Below are 19,682 nucleotides of genomic sequence, written 5' to 3' on the forward strand. Positions count from 1 at the left end.
CCCTAGCCGCTATGCTTCTGGCAGTGCGACGACCGATGCCGGCGCGTTACCAGGGAGCGAAGATGTGTCTGAACGTGATATGTCTGAAACAGGTAAGGCTAACACCATTAGCACCGAGAACGGCCACGTAAGGCCCGCTCAAGAATTCGATTACGCTGATGCGCTCGCCCGCTGTGCCCGGGGAGAGCACGCAGCGCTACAACAGCTTTATCAACAGGAAGGTGCCAAGCTGCTGGGCGTTGCTTTGCGCATAGTGAAAGATCGAGGCATGGCTGAAGATATCGTACACGATGCCTGCCTGAACATTTGGCAGCGCGCGGACAGCTTCGACCCGCAAAAAGGGGCGGCCTGTACCTGGATCTTCAGTATTGCCCGCCACTTGGCGCTGAATGCCATCCGCGGTCGTGACCGCGAAGTGAGTGTCGACCTGAATGACCCCCACGAACTCGATGACGACGACACCTTTCAACAGGCGTCGCGGGTGACGGACGCCTTCGATTGGCAAACCGGGCAACGGATGGATGAGTGTTTGCAGCAGTTGGAAACCGAACGCCGTAACTGCGTGCTGCATGCGTATGTTGATGGTTTGTCCCATGCAGAGATTGCGGCGCACACGGGCGCGCCGCTGGGCACCGTAAAAGCCTGGATTAAGCGCAGCCTACTTCGCTTACGGGAGTGTATGGCATGAGCCCTTCAAACGAACCCAATGACCTTCATGCCCTGGCCGGGGAGTACGTGCTAGGCACGCTTCCCATAGCCGAGCGTGAAGCCTTTGAGGCGCGTTTAGCCAACGACCCTGAGCTGCAAAAAGCGGTGGCGGCCTGGGAAGAGCGTTTCTTTCCCTATACCGCGATGGTGGACCCGGTCCCGCCCTCCGATTATCTCTGGCCGCGCATCGAGCGCAGTCTGAAGGCATCGTCTGCGAGCGCCTCGCGTCCGATACCTCATCGCACGCCGAGCTCCCATGTGCCGCGTCGTCGCTTGGCCCACAGCCTGCCGTTTTGGCGTGGGGTGGCGGGGGTCAGTGTCGCTGCTGTATTGGCAATGAGCGTGATGTTGACGAACGTGGTTACCGGACCCTCAACACCTGAGTACATGGTGGTGCTGCTAGCGCCGCAAACTCAGTCGGCGGGGTGGGTGGTACAGGCCGCGAATCGCCAGGAGATTCAGTTGATTCCCTTGGGCACGTTTGAAGTGCCGGAGGGCAAAGCGCTCGAGTTCTGGACCAAGGCCGATGATTGGCAAGCGCCTGTCTCGCTGGGGCTTGTAGAGCCGGGGCAACCGCTGCGCCTGCGGTTGGATCAGTTGCCACCGCTGGAAGATAACCAGCTATTCGAGCTGACGCTGGAAGATGACGCTGGCTCGCCCACCGGGCTGCCCACCGGCCCCATTGAGTTTATTGGCCGCGCGGTAGAAATCTAACATCGCCACCCCTGGTGGCGATGTTTATTGAAAGCCTTTGTTAAAAGAAGCTCAACCCGACCTGGAATAGGCGCTCCACGTCGCGAATGCGCCGCTTGTCGATCACGAACAGAATCACGTGGTCGCCGCTCTCCACCCGCACGTCACCATGGGCGATGAGCACCTCTTGACCGCGTACGATGGCACCAATAGTGGTGCCTTCAGGCAGGTCGATCTCGGCAATCGTACGGCCCACCACTTTTGACGACTGCTTATCGCCGTGGGCGATGGCCTCGATGGCCTCCGCCGCACCCCGGCGCAGCGAGTGCACATTGACGATATCGCCCCGGCGCACGTGGGTCAGCAGGCTTCCGATGGTGGCCTGCTGGGGGGAAATAGCAATGTCGATATCGCCGCCCTGCACCAAATCCACGTAGGCGGCGTTGTTGATCAGCGTGAGTACTTTCTTTGCCCCCAACCGTTTCGCCAGCAGCGACGACATGATATTCACTTCGTCGTCGTTGGTCAGCGCACAGAAGATATCGCAATCCTCGATGTTCTCCTCTTCCAGCAGCCGCTTGCTGGTGGCGCTGCCGTGGAGCACTACGGTGCGATCCAGCCGCTCGGAGAGCGTGGTGCAGCGCTCCAGGCTGTGCTCGATGATCTTGACCTGATGGCTGTGCTCTAAGTGCTCCGCCAGCCGCTCGCCGATATTGCCGCCCCCGGCAATCACCACGCGGCGGAAGTCCCGCTCCACCTTGCGCATCTCGCTCATCACCGCGCGGATATCCCGGCGGGCCGCCAAGAAAAACACCTCGTCGTCGGCTTCAATCACCGTGTCGCCTCGGGGAATGATCGGCCGGTTGCGGCGATAAATGGCCGCCACACGGGTCTCCACGTTGGGCATATGCTTGCCCAAAAAGGCCAGATCCTGGCCCACCAGCGGGCCGCCGTAGAAGGCCTTGACCGCCACCAGCTGCACCAAACCACCGGCAAACTCCAGCACTTGTAGCGCGCCCGGGTGCTCGATCAAGCGGCGTACATGGTCCGTCACCACTTGTTCGGGGCTGATCAGCACGTCGATGGGAATCGCTTCATGAGCGAACAGGCCCTTACGGGTGAGGTAAGCGGTGGAGCGCACGCGGGCAATTTTGGTAGGGGTGCGAAACAGCGTATGGGCCACCTGGCAGGCGATCATATTGATCTCGTCGGTGTTGGTCACCGCGATCAGCATATCGGCGTCTTCGCAGCCTGCTTGGCGCAACACAATGGGGTAGGAGCCCGCGCCGGTCACCGTGCGGATATCCAGCTTGGTGTGCAGTTCGCGCAGTTTTGCGCCGTCGGTATCGACGACGGTGATGTCGTTCTCCTCTCGGGCGAGGTGCTCCGCAAGGGTCGCGCCCACTTGGCCTGCGCCTAGAATAATAATTTTCATTGGTTGGACTCCTCACGGTCGAACTCGACGCAGAATCGGTAACCGATGCCTGGCTCCGTCTGTAACAGGCTAGGGGCCTGCGGGTCATCGCCTAGCTTTTGGCGTAGCTTGCTCACCACGATACGTAAATAGTGAGTGTCTTCCTGATGCGTAGGGCCCCAGATGGTTTTCAGCAGATGGGTTTGCGTGACGATTCGGCCCGCTCGACTGATCAATAGTTTCAGCACGGCAAACTCCTTGGGCGTTAAGTGCACAGTGTCGCCGTTCAAGGTCACCACATGGGCGTCGATGTCCAGCGTTAGGGCGCCATACTGGTAGCGGGATGGCTCAATCGCAGTGGGATAGTGGCGCAGAACTGCCCGAATGCGAGCCAGTAGCTCCTGAATGCCAAAGGGCTTGGTGACATAGTCATTGGCACCGCTATCCAGCGCGATGACCTTCTCGGACTCCTGGCCACGAACCGACACGATAATGATCGGTAGCGTGCTTTTTTGGCGCAGTGCACGAAGCACTTGCTGACCATCCATATCAGGCAACCCCAGGTCCAGTAGGACGACATCGACCGCATCGGCGCCTGCCGCTTCGTCCACAGTTCGAATGGCCTGTTGCCCGGTGCTGGCTTCGCTAATCAGAAATCCTTGTGATACTAGGCTAATGCGCAAGAACTGACGGATAGCGGGCTCATCGTCGACGATGAGAATGCGAGCAGACTTAGTCCTCATGGCTAGGCTCCTGCGACGGCGTCGGCAATGGCAGCGTCATGATGATGCTGGTGCCGTTGCCATCAGGCCCGTTGGTGGCCGTTACGGTTCCGCCATGAGCGCCCAGCATTCCGCGGCAAATTGCGAGACCCAGGCCGGTGCCGTGCAAACTGCGGTCGCCGTCGTTGCCGGTGAAGAACATCTCAAATACCTGCTCACGTAAGTGGCGTGGAATGCCCGGGCCCGCATCGCTCACGGTGAGTGTCATCCTGGAGGCCGTCTCATCGGTGGCGGCCGAAATGGTGATCTGGCCGCCAGCCGGAGAGAAGCGGGCGGCATTTTCCAAGACATTGACGAGCGCCTGCTCGACCAACGCGGGGTGAACATGTAGCAGTGGCAGCTCGCTGTCCCATACCTGCTGCACGTTGAACGGGGTTAACGACCCTGCTAAGCGTTTACGGGCTGAGGCCACCAAGTCGTCGACGCTGATCCAGTCTCGCTGGATGGCAAGCTCACCGTGCCCCAGTCGCGTCATGTCCAACAGGTTTTGAATGTAGCGATTCAAGCGCTCACTCTCGTTCAAGATACCGTCTAGCAGCTCGAAACGATCCTGTGAGGTCAGTTGAGGGTCGAGCGCGCGCAGGGAGCTGGCGGAGCCTATGATCGACGCCAGCGGCGTGCGTAGATCATGAGAAACGGACGCGAGCAGCGCAGAGCGCAGCCGTTCATGCTCCTCAGCAAGCCGCGATGCATTGAGGGCCAGCATGCGCTCGCGGCTCACCCCGGTAATGTTGCCGACGACCAGCGCCACGATTAAAAAGAACAGCAGCGTGACTAACTGCTCGCGCTCAGACACCGCCAGAGAAAAGTAGGGCTCAGTAAAGCCCACGTTGAAAATGATGAAATTCAACAGCGCGCTGATAAAGGCGGCATAGCTGCCAGCTAACACGGCGCAGGCCAACACGGCGGTCAAAAAAATGAGCGATAGATTGGCCAGCGCGAGCCAGGCGAATATCCACCAAGCAGCCAGCAGCGCCATGAGGCTAGTACCTAGCACCAGTGCTAGCTCTTTGCGGGAGGGTAGGCGTAGCGAGTGTGTCATTGCCTACTCCTTAACGCCGCCAGAACATCGGTGTCATCAAGACCACCACGGTCAAAATCTCCAGGCGGCCCATCAGCATGCCGATGCACAGTAGCCACTTGGCGGTATCCGGCAGGGTGGCGAAGTTACCGGCGGGGCCGATGATGTCGCCCAGGCCGGGGCCCACGTTGGCCACCGCCGTGGCGGCCCCCGTGAGCGCCGTGATAAGATCTAGACCCAGCGCGGCGAGCCCTAACGCCAGCACCGCAATGGTGATGAAAAAGAAGAATGAAAAAGCCACCACGCTGCGCGAAATATCGCTGGTAACCGGCTGTTGATTGAAGCGGGTGGTAAACACGCCATTAGCGTGGATCAAATAGCGCAGCTGGTTGCGCAGCATCAGCATTGCAATCTGGAAGCGAAAGATCTTCATGCCGCCACTGGTGGAGCCGCTACAGCCGCCAACAAACGTCAGGTAGAAGAAAGCGGCAATAGGCAGCGAGCCCCACAGGGTGTAATCATCGGAGGCGTACCCGGTGGTAGTGACGACGGAAATGACGTTAAAGGTCACGTGAGTCAGCGAGACAAACCAATCGTCGCCTTGTAGAACTCGCCAAACACTCAGTATCACGATGGCGGCAAGTAGCAGTTTGAGCAGCCCGCGTACCTGCTGGTCTTTCCAGAGGGCGCTGCGAGATGAGCGAATAAAGCGAATATACAGTACAAATGGCAGCGCGCCGCTGAGCATAAAGAAACTGCCCATCCACAGTAGCCAAGGTTGGTCTGCATAAGCACCAAAAGAGGCATCGGAGTTGGCAAAGCCGCCGGTTGATAGGGAAGTCATGCCATGCACAATGGCATCCAGTGGCAGCATGCCGCCAAGCCAATAGCTCAGAATAGCGATTAGCGTCAAAGCGGCATAAACAATCAGTGTTGCTTTGGCAATACCGCCGGTACGCGGCATGACTTTATCGGACCAGTCGGACGACTCGGTGTGAAACAGCCGCATACCGCCTACTTTTAGAAACGGCAAAATAGCGATGCCCATGACGATAATGCCGATGCCCCCCATCCACTGCATCAAGCCGCGCCACAGTTTCAAGCCGTCCGAGAGGTTTTCGATGCCCACCAAGACGGTAGACCCGGTAGTGGTAATCGCCGACACCGATTCGAACACGGCGTTGGTAAAGCTGAGCTGGGGAGCGCCCAGAATCAGCGGTAGGCTGGCAAAACAACTAATGCTGGTCCAACTCCCTGCCGTGAGAATAAACATTTGCCAAGGTTTTAGCTCTAGCGATACATGACGTGTAAGCACCCAGGTAGTGAACGTGGCGCTTAAAATAATGAGTAGCGAAACGGCAAAGGCAGGTGCATCGGGATCTTTTTCAATCACCAGTACCATTAGGGGCAGTGTCATGAATATCGCGAGTACCAGCCATAACACCGACATGATTTTAAAAATTTGCGCCCAGTTGCGGTAAGTATCTCGGTAGTATCGCGCGCTTGGAAACGTGGCCATAAGTCCGCTCTAAGTAGGTCCACTCTAAATTGCCCTAGTGTTTATAGCGCTATCTCACCATGACAAGGGCAAAAAGTCCGTAAAATTTCCCTAAAAATTACCCAGGCAATAAAAAACCGGCGCTGTTGAGCGCCGGTCATGAGCAACATGCTCAAGCGAGGAAACAGCCTAGTAAGTTCCTGCTTAACCCTTCACACCCCCTGCGGTTAAACCGCCAATAATCCAGCGTTGGCAGATCAAAAACGCCACGGTAATCGGTAGGCCGGAGAGAACAGCAGCGGCGGCGAAGTTACCCCAGCGCTGGTTGTGGTCGGCTAGGTACTGCTGGGCACCCACAGCGAGCGTCAGTTTGTGCTCGTCCACCAAAAGCACCGAGGCCATGGGGTACTCCATAATGCTCATCACAAACGCCAGGATGAACACCACCATCAAGATCGGGATAGAGAGCGGCAGCAGAATGTAGCGAAACGCTTGCCAAGTGCTGGCGCCATCCACCATGGCAGCCTCCTCAAGCGAGCCATCGATGGATTCGAAATAACCTTTGATCGTCCAGATATGCAGTGCCACTGCGCCGAGTGAAGCCACAATCAGCGCGCCGTGGGTATTGATCCCCAGCCAGCCAACAAACTGCCCCAGCCGGTCAAATAGCGCATAGAGCGCCACCAGTGAAAGTACCGCCGGGAACATCTGAAAAATCAGCATGCCTTTGAGCAGCGGCTCCTTACCTTTAAAACGCATGCGGGCAAACGCGTAGGCGCTGGTGGTGGCCAGCATCAGAATCAACACCGACGACACCACGGCCACCTTGATGGAGTTCCACAGCCACAGCAGCACGGGGAAGGGCGGTTGCACAATGGTGCCGTCTGGCCGCTCCCAAGGAATCCCCAGCGCCAGCGACCAGTGCTCCAGTGAGAAATTCTCTGGAATCAGGCTCCCGGTGGCAAAGTTGCCCTCCCGAAACGAGATCGAGATCACCAGCAGCAGCGGAAAGACAATCAGCGATACAAAGCAGATTAGCGCTAAGTGCGCCCCTAGGCGGCGCGCGCCAACGGAGCGGGGTTGAACCATGGGCATCAGTAACCTCCTAAACCTTCACTTTGGAAAGGCGCAAATTGAGTAGCGACATGCCCGCCACCAGCAGGAAAATCAGCGTGGCAATGGCCGCTGCGAGGCCAAAGTTCTGCCCCGCATCCTGAAAGGCGATGCGGTAGGTGTAACTCACCAGCAGGTCGGTGGTGCCCGCCGGGGTACTGGCGCCCAAAATATCTGGGCTGCCGCCGGTGAGCAGCGCGATCAGCACGAAGTTATTAAAGTTGAACGCAAAGGCGGCAATCAGCAGCGGCGTGAGCGGCTTGATGATCAGCGGCAGGGTGATTTTGAACAGGTTGGTGAGCGGGCCACCGCCGTCTACCGCCGAGGCTTCGTATAAATCCTGGGGAATGGCCTGAATCAAGCCCATGCAGAGCAGTAGCATGTAGGGGTAGCCTAACCAGGTGTTCACGATCAGCAGCATGCTGCGTGCCATCCACGGGTCGGTAAACCACTCGGGGCGCACCCCAAACAAGGTGTCCAGAATCATGTTCACTTCGCCAAAGTGCTGGTTGAACATGCCTTTGAAAATCAGAATCGAGATAAACGCTGGCACCGCATAGGGCAGAATCAGCAGCGTACGGTAAATGGCCTTGCCCTTGAGCTGGTCCCACTGCAGCAGTGACGCCAGTACGAAACCGACAGCCAGGGTAAACACCACGGTGAGGGCGGCAAATACGAAGGTCCACACAAAAATCTGCATGAACGGGCCGCGAATGTCCGGGTCGGTAAAAATCTGGGTGTAGTTGGCTAAGCCTACGTTCACCGGCCAGCCGGGGGTGATTTGCTCGCCGTCGTCAGCCACGAAAAACCCAATGCTGGGGTCGGGCGTGAGCAGCCGCTCATCGCGACGGTCATATAGCGCGCCATCCTCGCGGGCTTCGTAGCGGTTCACCATCGGAGCAAACTGGCGCAAGCCCGCCATACGCAGTTCGCTGCCGTCTGGAGTGACCAGCCGCAAGCCTTGCAGGGCATCCCGTGCTTGAATAATGGCCCGCATGCCCAGCGCTTCCTGGGCGGGTGGGGCATCGGCGGCCTGAACGCCAATCTGGCGGTTTTCCTGATTGGCAAAATTGAGCGGGGAAGACACGAACCGCTGGCCCTGAGGGCTCTCCAAATAGAGCCGTACCAAATCACCTTCGGGGTAGAGCGCTAGGTCAAAGGCGTTACCCTCCGCTTGATAGGTTTGGCTCATGAGCTGGCCACGCACCCGCTCTTCTGAAAGCAGGTTGGTAGAGCTGTAATTACTAAAGCTGATTCCGAAAGTGTAAATCAGCGGGAAAATAACAAAGACCCCGAGGCCTGCCACTGCTGGGAAAATATAGCGGTGGCTCATCAGCGTGCGTTTGGTGAACACCACGCCCAGCGAGCCGCCTAACACTAAAAACAGCAGGGCAAACATCCACTGGCCGTTCAAATGGAAGGCCAAGACTAACCAGAGTAGCGCAATCACCAAAACAGCAATCACGCCACGCATGGCCCAGCGGGTGTAGCGTTCAGTAAGATGGCGAGAGCGATGGCGGGGAAGGCCACGAGACGCGTTGGTGGTATACATGATGGCTTCCTGAAAGCTGCCCAGCGGCTAATGCCGCTGGGCAGATGAGCAAAAAAGAGAGGCTACTGACGCATGCGCCGTGCAGCGGCATCCAGCGCTTCTTGAGGGGCTTGGCGCCCGCTGCCGATGTTCTGCAGCGCTGGCTCCATGGCGGCCCAGAACGCACCCATTTCAGGAATATTGGGCATCGGCATGCCCACTTCGGCGTTTTCCAGCGTAGCGGCAATGTTGGGGTTATCCGCCAGCTCCGCCTGATAGTTGATATGGGCAACCGCACCCAGCGAACCATCGCTGTTGAAGGTGCGCATACCCTCTTCGCTGAGCAGGTAGTTCTCTAAAAACTCCACCACCAGGAAGTCGTTGGGCGTGGCGGAGTTGATCATGGCGGTCATCACGCCAAACATCGGCTTTGCCCGCTCATCGCCTACTTTAGGCAGCAGGGCGACGCCGTAATCGATACCGCTGCGCTCCAGATTGGGCCACGCCCAGGGGCCGCTGATCATGGTGGCTACTTCGCCCTGGTTAAAGCGGGTATCCATCAGGTTGTAGTCGGTGCCGCGGGGCAGTACATCGCTCTCGATCAGCTCGACCAGCAGCTCCGCGCCTTGAACGGCACCCTCATTGTTGACGCCAATATCGCTGACGTCATAGCCGTTATCGGTCTGTTTGAACGGGTAGCCGCCGTTGGCTGCTAGCAGCGTCCAGCCGTAGTAGGGTTCGCTGTAATCGAACAGGATGGCTTTCTTGCCTTCTTGAGCCAGCGTGGCGTCCAGCTCCATCAGTTCGGCAAAGCTCTCGGGCGGCGTTTCCACCAGCGCTTTGTTGTAAATCAGCCCAAGGGATTCCACCGAAATCGGGTAGCCGTAGGTGTCGCCATTCCACAGCGCGGCCTCCCAGGTGAAGTCGTAGAACGCTTCGCGGAAACTGTCGCTGGGAGCGATCGGTTTGAGCAGGCCGCTTTGTGCCCATTCACCCATGCGGTCATGGGCCCAGATGACGATATCCGGCCCTTGGCCGCTGCCTGCCGCCTGCTGGAAGCGGTCGGTCAGGTTGTCGGGAAATACGACTTCCACTTCGATGCCGGTATCTTCCAGGAATTGGTCAGCGACCGCGCGGATGCCTTCCTGGCCTTTGTTATCGCCCATCCAGATGGTCAAGCGGTCATCTTCGAAAGCAAACGCGGGAAGGGTGGCGGTGGCCGCTAACGTAGCGGCGAGCAGCGGCGTGAAAAATGGACGAACCATTGCCATGATGTGCATACCTCATTGTGACGTTGTTGTTGTCGGGCACGTTCGTTGTTAGACGTGCTTTGTTCACTGCCAGCGTCGCTAATTCAGCGCAAGGCCACCTCCTCCCCGGGGGGAGGAGGGGTGGCGTATCCGAGGGGCGTAGAGTAAAGGTAGAAGCGCCTGCCGAGCGTATCGGTGAAGTGCAGCTGGAAAGGGCAGCAATGAACAATATTTTGTAGTAAAATTACACGAATTATTGCGTATAATGCCTCATATAAGATAGATTTTAGGTAATCTAACTACATTAGATGACCTAATTATAAATAGGAGCTGAGATGAGCCAGTCACATGCCCCGCTGGGCGATCCGAATCACGCTATTGATTTAGCGCTTTTTGGGGCGCTAGGCGACCTTGCCATGCGCAAGCTGTTTCCTGCGCTGTATCATCTTGACCGCGAAGGCTTAATGCCCGAAAGCACGCGGATCATGGGGCTGGCGCGTCAGGAGCACGACACTGCCGCGTTCCGTCAGCTAGTCAGCGGCGCGCTGCAGAAGCGCCTGAAAAAAGAGGAGCAGGACAAGGCAAGCCTTGAACGCTTCCTGAACCGCCTAGAGTACCTCAAGCTCGACTTTGCCACCGCAGAGGGCTACGACGCCATTCGCCAGTGGCGCGAAGGCAGCAAGCGCCCAATGGTGGTCTACCTCTCCGTCGCCGCGCGTATTTATGGCGACATTTGCCGCAATCTCCAGGCCAGCAACAGCCTGGATGACGATACCCGCGTGGTAGTGGAAAAGCCGATTGGTTATGACTTGGCCTCTTCAGAAGAGATCAATGACGCCATCGGTGCCGTGTTCCCCGAATCACGCATTTACCGTATCGACCACTACCTGGGTAAAGAGACGGTTCAAAACCTGATCGCCCTGCGCTTTGCCAATCCGCTGTTCGGCACCCAGTGGAACCAGAACCATATCTCCCACGTCGAGATTACCGTCGCCGAAAAAGTGGGTATTGAAGGCCGCTGGGGCTACTTTGATGATGCGGGCCAGCTGCGGGATATGGTGCAGAACCACCTGCTGCAACTGCTGTGCTTGATCGCCATGGACCCGCCCTCCAACCTGGATGCCGATGCCATTCGCGATGAGAAGGTAAAAGTGCTTAAAGCGCTGAAACCCTTCACCGGTGAAGCGCTTGGGCGCGACGTAGTGCGCGGTCAGTACACTGCGGGCACCAGCGACGGCCAAGCAGTGCCGGGCTACCTGGATGAAGAGGGTGCCAACACCCAAAGCCAGACCGAAACCTTTGTGGCCATGAAAACCGAAGTGGCCAACTGGCGCTGGGCGGGCGTGCCGTTTTACCTGCGTACCGGTAAACGGATGCCGGAAAAACTGTCGCAAATTGTCATTCATTTCCGTCAGCAACCGCACTACATCTTTGATCCGGACCAGCGCGGCATCGCTTCTAACAAGCTGATTATCCGCCTGCAGCCGGAAGAGGGCATTGCCCTTCAGGTACTCACCAAGGATAGCGGCCTGGATAAAGGCATGCGCCTGCGCCCTGGCCCGCTGCACCTGGATTTCAACAGCGCCTTCCCGAAATCGCGTATTCCCGATGCTTACGAGCGTCTGCTGCTAGAAGTCATGAAAGGCCAGCAGTACTTGTTTGTGCGCCGGGATGAAGTGGAGCACGCGTGGCGCTGGTGCGACCAGCTCATCAGCGGCTGGAAAACACGTGAAACCCCGCCGCGCCGCTACCCGGCAGGCTCTTGGGGGCCGGTCGCCTCTATTGCCATGATTACCCAGGATGGCCGCAGCTGGTACGAGGATTATTAACATGAGCGAAGCACGTCAAGCGCTAGCCGAGCAGCTAGCGGAAGCCGTCTATCAGGCGCTAGCCGATGACCTTTCCCACCAGAAGCGTGCGCTGCTGGTGGTCTCCGGTGGCTCAACGCCCGTGCCTTTTTTCAAAGCGCTGGCGCAAAAGCCGCTGGAGTGGGCACGGGTAGATATCACCCTGGCCGACGAGCGCTGGGTAGATGAGCAAAGCAGTGACAGCAACGCCAAGCTGGTGCGCGATAACCTGCTGCAGGGCCCCGCCGCCGCGGCTACGTTTGTGCCGCTAACCTCTGACGCCGGTACGCCGGAAGAGGGCGTGGCAGCGGTAGCAGAAGCCACCGCCGGGCTGGCTTGGCCAGCGAGCGTGGTGATTTTAGGCATGGGCGGCGATGGCCACACGGCCTCGCTGTTCCCCGATAGCCAAGAGCTGGGCCTAGCGCTTTCCACCGATGAACCGCTAGTGGCCGTGCGTACTCCCAGCCAGCCTCAGCCGCGCATTACCTTCTCGGCGGACCGCCTGCATCAGGCAAAGCGCCACATTCTACATATTACCGGCGACGATAAGCGTGCCGTATTGGCGAATGCCATGAGTGGTGACGATGTTCGTACACTGCCCATCCGCGCCTTCTTATCTTGCCCGCTGGCGATCTACTGGGCGCCCTAACGCTACACTTTCGCCAATAACAATTTGCTTGGAGACTCACTCATGACCATCGATAAACAGCTACCCTCAACGCGCACCGCCGAGCTAGACAGCATCTGCCTAAAAGCAGAAGTAATCCCGGTGATCACCATCGAGCGCCTGGAAGACGCCGTACCGCTGGGCCGCGCCTTGGTTGAGGGTGGCCTGACCGTGCTGGAAATTACCCTGCGCACCGACTGTGCCCTGGAAGCCATCAAGCGCATGAAAGAAGCACTGCCGGGTGCCAGCATTGGTGTAGGCACCGTACTGACGCCCGCGCAATATCGCCAAGCCGAGCAAGTCGGCGCTGATTTCGTCGTTACGCCCGGTGCCACCGACGCGCTTTACCGCTACGGCGTAGAGAGCACGGTGCCCATGCTGCCGGGGGTTTCTACCATTTCTGAGCTGATGACCGGCTGGCAGTACGGCTACCGCCGCTTCAAGTTCTTCCCCGCTGAATCCAGCGGCGGTGCCAAAGCGATCAAAGCGTTCGGCGCACCGATCCCCGAAGCGCGTTTCTGCCCCACGGGTGGTATCACCGTTGATAACGCCGAATCTTACCTGTCACTACCCAACGTGATGTGTGTCGGCGGCTCTTGGCTGACGCCGAAAGCAATGGTCGATGCCGAAGATTGGGACGGCATCCGCGAACTCGCCCGCCAAGCAGCGGAGCGTTTCCACCACTAAGCGTTTCCATCACTAGTAGGTAACGCCTTACCGAGCACTCTCGTTACTTGCCTCACTGATGTCGGGTCGTGTGAGCAAGACGTTTGCCCGAGCATGTCGCCATGCTCGGGCTTTTTTGTGTCTACACCTAAAGGGGATGGTTCAGAACATAAGCAGTCGTGATACGCTAACTTAAACGATTAAGTTAAGGTTTAAGCATGACGTTAGCGGATTTTGAACCCCAGCGCCCGGCTGTGCATTTTGCGCCGCCGATGGGGTGGATGAATGACCCCAATGGGCTAGTGTTTTTCGAGGGCGAGTACCATCTGTTTTATCAGTTCCACCCGTTCAGCACCGTCTGGGGGCCAATGCACTGGGGGCATGCGGTCAGCCGTGACCTGTGCCACTGGCAGCATTTGCCCATTGCGCTGGCACCCAACGAAGAGGGTGCCTGCTTTTCGGGGAGCGCCGTGGTGGATGAGCACGATGTCACGGGGCTGTTTGACGGCCAGCCGGGACTGCTGGCGTTTTACACCTGCCACCGGGTGCTCTCTGATGAGCCGGAGGATTACCAGCAGTCCCAGTGCTTGGCGTATAGCCGCGATAAGGGCTGTACCTGGCAGCGCTACGAGCGTAACCCCATTCTGCCGCCGCCAAGTGTTAAAGACTTCCGCGACCCTAAAGTGGTTTGGCATGGCCCTAGCCAGCGCTGGGTCATGGCGCTGGCCTGTGGGCAGGAGATTCACTTCTATACCTCCCACAACCTGCTGGAGTGGCAGTTTGCCAGCGCCTTTGGCGAAGGCGAGGGCGCGCATACTCAGCACCCCTGGGAGTGTCCGGATCTGTTTGAGCTGCCGGTGGACGGCGCTGGGCCGGATGAGCCCGCCACGCGCTGGGTACTGGTGGTGGGGATTGGCGCCACGCCGGATAACCCGTTTGGCTCGTTTACCCAGTACTTTATCGGCGAGTTTGACGGCCAGCGTTTCACCAATGACAACGCTTCTGACGCCGTGCTGATGATGGACGAAGGGCGGGATTTTTACGCGGTGCAGAGTTGGTCTAACACGCCTGGTCGGCAGCTTGCGCTGGCGTGGTTGAACAACTGGCAGTACGCCAATCATGCCCCCGAAACGGGCTGGCGAGGCACCATGAGCCTGCCCCGAGAACTTACCTTGCGCGCGACTTATTGTGGGGTGCGGTTACATCAGCGTTTTGCTCGCGAAGCAGCTCAAGCGCTCAGCGCCCTAAGCCACATATCGCCTCGCTCGCTTCAAACGGCAGGGGAGCACTGCATTGCTTTGCCAGAGGGCGCGGCGGTTTACGGCCAGCTGACGCTGGTGCTTAAAGCAGGCACAAGGCTGGCGCTATCGCTGCAGCAGGGCTATCAGCAGCGGCTGTGGCTGACCGCAGATGAATCAACAACGTCGCTACACTATGAGCGTCAAGGGAGTAACGGTCAGGCCGCGTTCGATGAGCACTTTGCCTGTGATCACGCGGCGGGCAGCGTCGATGGGTTAACGGTGACGGTGCGGTGGTGGTGCGATCACGGTACGCTGGAAATGTTGATTGAAGGAGCCACCGAGCAGCGCTGCATCACCCAGGTGAGCTTTGTCGATCATCGCCGTCAACCGGTTACGTTGGAAGTCGTCAGTGGGCGGGTGGATGTGGCGGAAGGGGTTACCCAAAGCGTCGCCGAGTAGCGAACTCGACGACGCTGAGCGCTAGCCTGCCGAACTGCGCAGGGCTTCAATATCAGCGTGGGTGGGCAGTGCGGCATACGCGCCGGGGCGGGTGACCGCGTGGGCGCCGCAGCGGCAGGCAATGTTCACCGCGCGGGTGAGAAACGCGCTGTCCTGGTGCCAGCTCTCGCTGATGCCGTAGCTGGAAAGCTCTGCCAGCAATCCGCCAATGAAGGCATCGCCACCGGCGGTGGTGTCCACTGCCGTGACGCGGGGCGGGTTCACGGTTTGGTCAATGCCGATGCCTTTGAGCACGACATCGTTGGGGCCATCGGTGACCACGACCACTTTGACCCCTGCGGCCATGCGCTCGGCCAGCCACGCGTCTTGTGGGTGGTCGCCGCGCAGGTAGTCCAGCTCTTCTAGCGATACTTTCACCAGCTCGGCGCTGTCGATCAGATCGGTGACCAGCCAAGTGTCCGCAGCTCCCTCTGCCCATAGGTTGTGGCGCAGGTTAGCGTCCACGCTCACAAGGCAGCCCGCACGCTTGGCCATAGCAGCGATGGCGAGAGTAGTCTCGGCAATTTCGGGGTCTGTCAGGCTGTTGCTGCACAGGTGAACGATGGCGGGCTGCTCGAACACGCCGTGGGGCAGATGCTCCAAGCGGTAGAGCAGGTCGGCGGCCGGTGGGCGGTAGAAATCGAAGGTGCGCTCGCCGCTGCTGTCGCGGGAGACAAACGCCAGCGCCGTGCGCGCTTCTTTGGTGAGCACCACGCCCTGGGTATCCACGCCGTGGCTTTTCAGCTCACGAATTAGAAAGTGCCCAAAGGTATCGTCACCCACCATGCCCAAAAACTGGCTGGGCACGTTGAGCCGTGCACAGGCTACCGCCACATTGGCGGGCGCGCCGCCAGCGTAGGGGGTAAAGGTTTCCGGCCCCGTGCTATCACCCAATCGGCTAGAGAGCATATCAATCAAGGCTTCACCGAAAGCAATCACCGGCGTCATAGATCATTCCTTGTCATTATTGGCATCAAAATTGGAAAAAAGCGCTAGGCGACGCAGTGGCCCCGTGCGGCTTCCAACAGCTCGTACCAGGCTTCTCTAGGCAGCGTTTCCGGGCCGTTCAGCATATCGGCAATACGCTCGGGTTTCACGCTGCCCACCACCGGTGCTGGGCGGCCGGGCAGGGTGCGCAACCATGCCAGCGCCAGCGCGCCGGGGGTGCTGTTCAGCTCGCCTGCTAAACGGTTCAACACGCGGCTCACCTCACCCTGCATCAGTTGGCCGCCCGCCAGCGGGGACCACGCCATGGGCGCATGGCCATCGGCACCCAGGTCGTCAAAGCTGCCGTCGAATAGCGGCGCGCTATGGGCAACGGAGAGTTCGATCTGGTTGGCCTGAAGCGGGTGGTGCATATGGCGTTGCAGCCTGCGCCACTGGCTGGGCAGATGGTTGGAAACCCCCGCCGCGCCAATTTTGCCCGCCTCGATGGCATCATCCAGCGCGCGACCAGTGGCAGCGGCATCCATCAGCAGGTCCGGGCGGTGAATCAGAAAGTGGTCCAGGCGCTCGACGCCCAAACGGCCCAGCGCATCGTCAATGGCGCGGCCTAAGTAGTCCGGGCTGGCATTGTAGTGCTTTACCTTGCCGGAACCGGGGGGCGGGTTGTCGTTGGCGATGCTGGCTTTGGTGACGACATTTAGCCGCTTAGCCAGTGCTGGGCGGGCGCGCAGCGCTTGGCCAAACAGTGTTTCGCATGCTCCGTTGCCGTAAATGTCGGCATGGTCGAACCAGTGCAAACCCTGCTCTAAGCGAGCTTCGATCCAGTCGGCCAAATGGCTCGCTTGGTGCATCTCTTGTGCTTCATGCAGGCGCATCATGCCGAGTACAAACGGCACGTCGAACGTAACAGCAGCCATGGCGTTTCCCATCAATTAAAAGACTTCTTCGTTATGCAGCGCTTCGGCGGCCCCTAGCAGGCCTGTCCATGGGTGCGTCACGATCCACACAGGAATATCGGCGTTGTACGCGCCCATGCGCCCTTTGTTGACGAAGCTTGCGCGAAGCTCGCACTTGGGCAGCCAGTCCAACAGGCGGGGCAGAATACCGCCGCAGAGATACACGCCGCCGCGCGCACCCATGGTCAGGGTGGCATCGCCGCACACGTCGCCGAGAATTTTCAAAAAGCGCAGCAGGGTAGCCGTGGCCAGGGCATCGCCCTGGTTGGCCGCTTGGGTCACCTCGGCGGGGGTCTCGCAGCGCGGCGTTTGGCCTTCCAGGGTGCAGTGGGCTTGGTATAGCTCTAGCAGCCCCTGGCCGCACAGAATGCGCTCGACGCTCACCCGCTGGTGGCGCTGTAAGAACACGTCCAGCAGCGCGCGTTCGGTGGTGTCGGTGGGCGCAAAGGTGACATGACCGCCTTCGGTGGGCAGCGGAATCCAGGCGTGCTGGCCGGGGAACACCCCGGCCACGCCTAAACCGGTACCAGGGCCAATGACCAAGCGGGTCGAGTGCGACTGGGCTTCACCAGGCTGCACTTCCACCAGGTTATCTTCCCCCACGTGGGGAACGCCCAGTGCTTGGGCGGTGAAGTCATTGATGACTTTAAACAGCGACAGATTCAGCGCCTGCTGAACGTCGCTTTTCATGAAGTCCCAATGGTTGTTGGTCATTTTCACCCGCTCGGCGTGCACCGGGCAGGCGAAGGCCAGGCACGCTTCTTGCGGGGCGTTATCGCCCGTTGCGCCTACCCGAGCGAGATAGTCCTGAATCGCTTCGATCACGCCGGGGTAATCGGCGCAGGGCAGGTTAAGAATGTCGTGGGGCGTGACCTCACCCGGCGTGACCAACGCCAGGCGAGCATTCGTGCCGCCAATGTCCCCGATTAATGCCGGTCGCATCAGGCGTCCTCTTGAAAAATCTGACCTTCTTGACGAGCGAGATCGTCGGCTTCAAAGCCGCCCAACGAGCCCGCGCCCTCTTCGCCGCGCATTGCCAAGTGGCGGAAGCCCGAGAACAGCTCGCGGCCCAGGCCAACGTGGTAGTGGTCAAGGTTCGCCACTACGCGCTCGCGGTCGGCCCAGGTGGCCGCATCCACTTTGGCTTCCAGCGTGCCGGCGTTGGCATCCAGGCGCACCACGTCACCATCGCGCAGCTTGGCCAGCGGGCCGCCGTCGAGCGCTTCCGGGCTCATGTGGATGGAGGCGGGCACTTTGCCCGACGCGCCGGACATGCGGCCATCGGTAACGAGAGCGACCTTGAAGCCACGGTCCTGGAGTACGCCCAGGAAGGGGGTGAGTTTGTGCAGTTCGGGCATGCCGTTGGCTTTGGGGCCTTGGAAGCGAACCACCACAATGACGTCGCGGTCCAGGTCGCCCGACTCAAACGCCGCTTTCATTTCGTTCTGATCCTCGAAGATCTTCACCGGCGCTTCTACTACACGGTGCTCTTCGGCTACCGCCGAGACTTTGATGACGCCACGGCCCAGGTTGCCTTTCATCACGGTCAGGCCGCCGGTGGGGGCGAAGGGTGTAGCGACCGGGCGCAGCACTTCTTCGTCCAGGCTGTTTTCCGGGCCTTCGCGCCATACCACTTTGCCATCTTCCAGGAAGGGCTCTTGGGTGTAAGCGGTCAGGTCGGTGCCAAACACCGTGGGAATATCGCCGTGGAGCAGGCCCGCGCCCAGCAGCTCGCGGAACAGGTAGCTCATGCCGCCCGCTGCCTGGAAGTGGTTAATATCCGCCTGGCCGTTGGGGTACACCTTCATGATGCTGGGCGTGACCGCTGACAGATCGGTGAAGTCGTCCCAGTTGAGGGTAATGCCCGCCGCTGCCGCCATAGCAATCAGGTGCATGGTATGGTTGGTAGAGCCGCCAGACGCAAGCAGGCCGACCACGGCGTTGACGATGGCGCGCTCGTCGATCTGCTTATAGAACGGACGGTACTCGCCGCCGGGTTCGGTGTTGCGAATGGCCTGCTCGGTGGCGTAGCGGGTGAGCGCTTCGCGCATCTCGGTGCCCGGGTTGACGAACGAGGTGCCCGGCAGGTGCAGGCCCATCACTTCCATCATCAACTGGTTGGAGTTGGCTGTGCCGTAGAAGGTGCAGGTGCCGGGGCTGTGGTAAGAGTCGGACTCCGCCTGCAGCAGCTCCTCGCGGCCCACTTTGCCTTCGGCGTAGAGCTGGCGAATGCGCGCTTTCTCTTTGTTCGGCAGGCCGCTGGGCATTGGGCCAGCGGGTACGAACATGGCGGGCAAGTGACCAAAACGCGCCGCGCCGATGAATAGTCCGGGAACGATTTTATCGCATACGCCGAGGTAAAGAGCGGCATCAAACATGTTGTGCGATAGGCCCACGGCGGTGGCCATGGCAATCACGTCGCGGGAAAACAGCGAGAGTTCCATGCCCGGCTGGCCTTGGGTTACGCCATCGCACATGGCGGGTACGCCACCGGCAAACTGCGCGGTAGAACCCATGGCGCGGGCGGCCGCTTTAATGGTTTCCGGGAAGGTTTCAAACGGCTGGTGGGCCGAGAGCATGTCGTTGTACGAAGAAATAATCCCTAGGTTGGCGCTGTTCATCAGCTTCAGGGAGTCTTTCTCCTGGGCGCTACAGGCAGCAAAGCCGTGGGCCAAGTTACCGCAAGAGAGTTCAGAGCGGTGAACGCCGCGCTTGTGCTGGTCCGCCATGCGGCGCTCATACAGGGCGCGTCGCTCGGCAGAGCGCTCACGAATACGTTGGGTAACCTTAGCAACCGTAGGATTGAGTGTGGCGGGTGTTGAACCAGGCATAGAGACCTCTGCATGTGTAGA

17 protein-coding genes are annotated in these 19,682 nt (G+C 59.4%); 6 read left to right on the top strand and 11 right to left on the bottom strand.

Annotated elements, in window-relative coordinates; translation table 11 throughout:
* Window positions 1-64 precede the first annotated feature (64 nt).
* Window positions 65-688 (top strand): sigma-70 family RNA polymerase sigma factor, encoded by a 624-nt coding sequence (locus ACIGG6_RS05290; protein WP_399842861.1) that lies wholly within the window; start codon window positions 65-67, stop codon window positions 686-688.
* A complete protein-coding gene (locus ACIGG6_RS05295) occupies window positions 685-1,422 on the top strand; it encodes an anti-sigma factor (RefSeq protein ID WP_399842863.1) in 738 nt (245 codons plus the stop codon). The genes ACIGG6_RS05290 and ACIGG6_RS05295 overlap by 4 nt, the downstream gene beginning before the upstream one ends.
* Before the next feature lie 40 nt (window positions 1,423-1,462).
* Here ACIGG6_RS05295 and trkA read toward each other — a convergent pair whose 3' ends face one another.
* From trkA to malE, 7 genes are all read right to left on the bottom strand, one after another.
* The gene (trkA, locus tag ACIGG6_RS05300; protein WP_399842866.1) at window positions 1,463-2,836 is read right to left on the bottom strand and encodes a Trk system potassium transporter TrkA; all 1,374 of its coding nucleotides are present in this window, start codon (window positions 2,834-2,836) and stop codon (window positions 1,463-1,465) included.
* Window positions 2,833-3,558, bottom strand: coding sequence for a response regulator (locus ACIGG6_RS05305; RefSeq protein WP_399842868.1), 726 nt, complete (start codon window positions 3,556-3,558; stop codon window positions 2,833-2,835). The genes trkA and ACIGG6_RS05305 overlap by 4 nt, the downstream gene beginning before the upstream one ends.
* The gene (locus ACIGG6_RS05310; RefSeq protein ID WP_399842871.1) at window positions 3,548-4,639 is read right to left on the bottom strand and encodes a sensor histidine kinase; all 1,092 of its coding nucleotides are present in this window, start codon (window positions 4,637-4,639) and stop codon (window positions 3,548-3,550) included. Before ACIGG6_RS05310 ends, ACIGG6_RS05305 begins: the two co-directional genes overlap by 11 nt.
* A 10-nt stretch (window positions 4,640-4,649) precedes the next feature.
* On the bottom strand, window positions 4,650-6,137 hold the full coding sequence (locus ACIGG6_RS05315) for a TrkH family potassium uptake protein (RefSeq protein ID WP_399842873.1): 1,488 nt from the start codon (window positions 6,135-6,137) through the stop codon (window positions 4,650-4,652).
* A gap of 183 nt (window positions 6,138-6,320) precedes the next feature.
* Complete coding sequence (gene malG, locus ACIGG6_RS05320) at window positions 6,321-7,211, bottom strand: maltose ABC transporter permease MalG (protein ID WP_399842876.1); 891 nt, start codon at window positions 7,209-7,211, stop codon at window positions 6,321-6,323.
* Window positions 7,212-7,221: 10 nt separating this feature from the next.
* The gene (gene malF / locus ACIGG6_RS05325) at window positions 7,222-8,781 is read right to left on the bottom strand and encodes a maltose ABC transporter permease MalF (protein WP_399842879.1); all 1,560 of its coding nucleotides are present in this window, start codon (window positions 8,779-8,781) and stop codon (window positions 7,222-7,224) included.
* 62 nt (window positions 8,782-8,843) lie between these two features.
* On the bottom strand, window positions 8,844-10,031 hold the full coding sequence (gene malE / locus ACIGG6_RS05330; RefSeq protein WP_399842880.1) for a maltose/maltodextrin ABC transporter substrate-binding protein MalE: 1,188 nt from the start codon (window positions 10,029-10,031) through the stop codon (window positions 8,844-8,846).
* A 314-nt stretch (window positions 10,032-10,345) separates the two neighbouring features.
* Between malE and zwf the strand changes: the two genes are divergently transcribed.
* The 4 genes from zwf to ACIGG6_RS05350 all read left to right on the top strand — a co-directional run bounded on the left by zwf (window position 10,346) and on the right by ACIGG6_RS05350 (window position 14,890).
* The gene (zwf, locus tag ACIGG6_RS05335; protein WP_399842883.1) at window positions 10,346-11,839 is read left to right on the top strand and encodes a glucose-6-phosphate dehydrogenase; all 1,494 of its coding nucleotides are present in this window, start codon (window positions 10,346-10,348) and stop codon (window positions 11,837-11,839) included.
* Window position 11,840: 1 nt separating this feature from the next.
* Window positions 11,841-12,506 carry a 6-phosphogluconolactonase gene (pgl, locus tag ACIGG6_RS05340; RefSeq protein WP_399842886.1) on the top strand — a complete coding sequence of 222 codons (666 nt, stop codon included), beginning with the start codon at window positions 11,841-11,843 and terminating at the stop codon, window positions 12,504-12,506.
* Between the two features lie 42 nt (window positions 12,507-12,548).
* Window positions 12,549-13,211 (top strand): bifunctional 4-hydroxy-2-oxoglutarate aldolase/2-dehydro-3-deoxy-phosphogluconate aldolase, encoded by a 663-nt coding sequence (locus ACIGG6_RS05345; protein ID WP_399842888.1) that lies wholly within the window; start codon window positions 12,549-12,551, stop codon window positions 13,209-13,211.
* 197 nt (window positions 13,212-13,408) lie between these two features.
* Entirely contained in the window at window positions 13,409-14,890 is a 1,482-nt protein-coding gene (locus tag ACIGG6_RS05350; protein ID WP_399842890.1) for a glycoside hydrolase family 32 protein, read from the top strand.
* Between the two features lie 21 nt (window positions 14,891-14,911).
* Here ACIGG6_RS05350 and ACIGG6_RS05355 read toward each other — a convergent pair whose 3' ends face one another.
* Genes ACIGG6_RS05355 through edd form a run of 4 tightly spaced genes read right to left on the bottom strand, consistent with a single transcriptional unit; the run spans window position 14,912 to window position 19,661 of the window.
* Window positions 14,912-15,877 carry a carbohydrate kinase gene (locus ACIGG6_RS05355; protein WP_399842892.1) on the bottom strand — a complete coding sequence of 322 codons (966 nt, stop codon included), beginning with the start codon at window positions 15,875-15,877 and terminating at the stop codon, window positions 14,912-14,914.
* Window positions 15,878-15,921: 44 nt separating this feature from the next.
* A complete protein-coding gene (locus ACIGG6_RS05360) occupies window positions 15,922-16,791 on the bottom strand; it encodes an aldo/keto reductase family oxidoreductase (RefSeq protein ID WP_399842894.1) in 870 nt (289 codons plus the stop codon).
* Window positions 16,792-16,806: 15 nt separating this feature from the next.
* Complete coding sequence (gene glk, locus ACIGG6_RS05365; RefSeq protein WP_172416086.1) at window positions 16,807-17,772, bottom strand: glucokinase; 966 nt, start codon at window positions 17,770-17,772, stop codon at window positions 16,807-16,809.
* Complete coding sequence (gene edd / locus ACIGG6_RS05370; RefSeq protein WP_253507285.1) at window positions 17,772-19,661, bottom strand: phosphogluconate dehydratase; 1,890 nt, start codon at window positions 19,659-19,661, stop codon at window positions 17,772-17,774. The genes glk and edd overlap by 1 nt, the downstream gene beginning before the upstream one ends.
* Window positions 19,662-19,682: the final 21 nt, after the last annotated feature.

Source organism: Vreelandella lionensis (genome assembly GCF_044543515.1).
Lineage (GTDB): Bacteria > Pseudomonadota > Gammaproteobacteria > Pseudomonadales > Halomonadaceae > Vreelandella > Vreelandella lionensis.

Coding starts and splice junctions, on each gene's coding strand:
- ACIGG6_RS05355 (WP_399842892.1), bottom strand. CDS start 15,877: ATGACGCCGGTGATTGCTTTCGGTGAAGCCTTGATTGATATGCTCTCT.
- malG (WP_399842876.1), bottom strand. CDS start 7,211: ATGCCCATGGTTCAACCCCGCTCCGTTGGCGCGCGCCGCCTAGGGGCG.
- ACIGG6_RS05350 (WP_399842890.1), top strand. CDS start 13,409: ATGACGTTAGCGGATTTTGAACCCCAGCGCCCGGCTGTGCATTTTGCG.
- trkA (WP_399842866.1), bottom strand. CDS start 2,836: ATGAAAATTATTATTCTAGGCGCAGGCCAAGTGGGCGCGACCCTTGCG.
- ACIGG6_RS05310 (WP_399842871.1), bottom strand. CDS start 4,639: ATGACACACTCGCTACGCCTACCCTCCCGCAAAGAGCTAGCACTGGTG.
- pgl (WP_399842886.1), top strand. CDS start 11,841: ATGAGCGAAGCACGTCAAGCGCTAGCCGAGCAGCTAGCGGAAGCCGTC.
- ACIGG6_RS05295 (WP_399842863.1), top strand. CDS start 685: ATGAGCCCTTCAAACGAACCCAATGACCTTCATGCCCTGGCCGGGGAG.
- ACIGG6_RS05315 (WP_399842873.1), bottom strand. CDS start 6,137: ATGGCCACGTTTCCAAGCGCGCGATACTACCGAGATACTTACCGCAAC.
- ACIGG6_RS05305 (WP_399842868.1), bottom strand. CDS start 3,558: ATGAGGACTAAGTCTGCTCGCATTCTCATCGTCGACGATGAGCCCGCT.
- glk (WP_172416086.1), bottom strand. CDS start 17,772: ATGCGACCGGCATTAATCGGGGACATTGGCGGCACGAATGCTCGCCTG.
- edd (WP_253507285.1), bottom strand. CDS start 19,661: ATGCCTGGTTCAACACCCGCCACACTCAATCCTACGGTTGCTAAGGTT.
- ACIGG6_RS05360 (WP_399842894.1), bottom strand. CDS start 16,791: ATGGCTGCTGTTACGTTCGACGTGCCGTTTGTACTCGGCATGATGCGC.
- zwf (WP_399842883.1), top strand. CDS start 10,346: ATGAGCCAGTCACATGCCCCGCTGGGCGATCCGAATCACGCTATTGAT.
- ACIGG6_RS05345 (WP_399842888.1), top strand. CDS start 12,549: ATGACCATCGATAAACAGCTACCCTCAACGCGCACCGCCGAGCTAGAC.
- malF (WP_399842879.1), bottom strand. CDS start 8,781: ATGTATACCACCAACGCGTCTCGTGGCCTTCCCCGCCATCGCTCTCGC.
- malE (WP_399842880.1), bottom strand. CDS start 10,031: ATGGCAATGGTTCGTCCATTTTTCACGCCGCTGCTCGCCGCTACGTTA.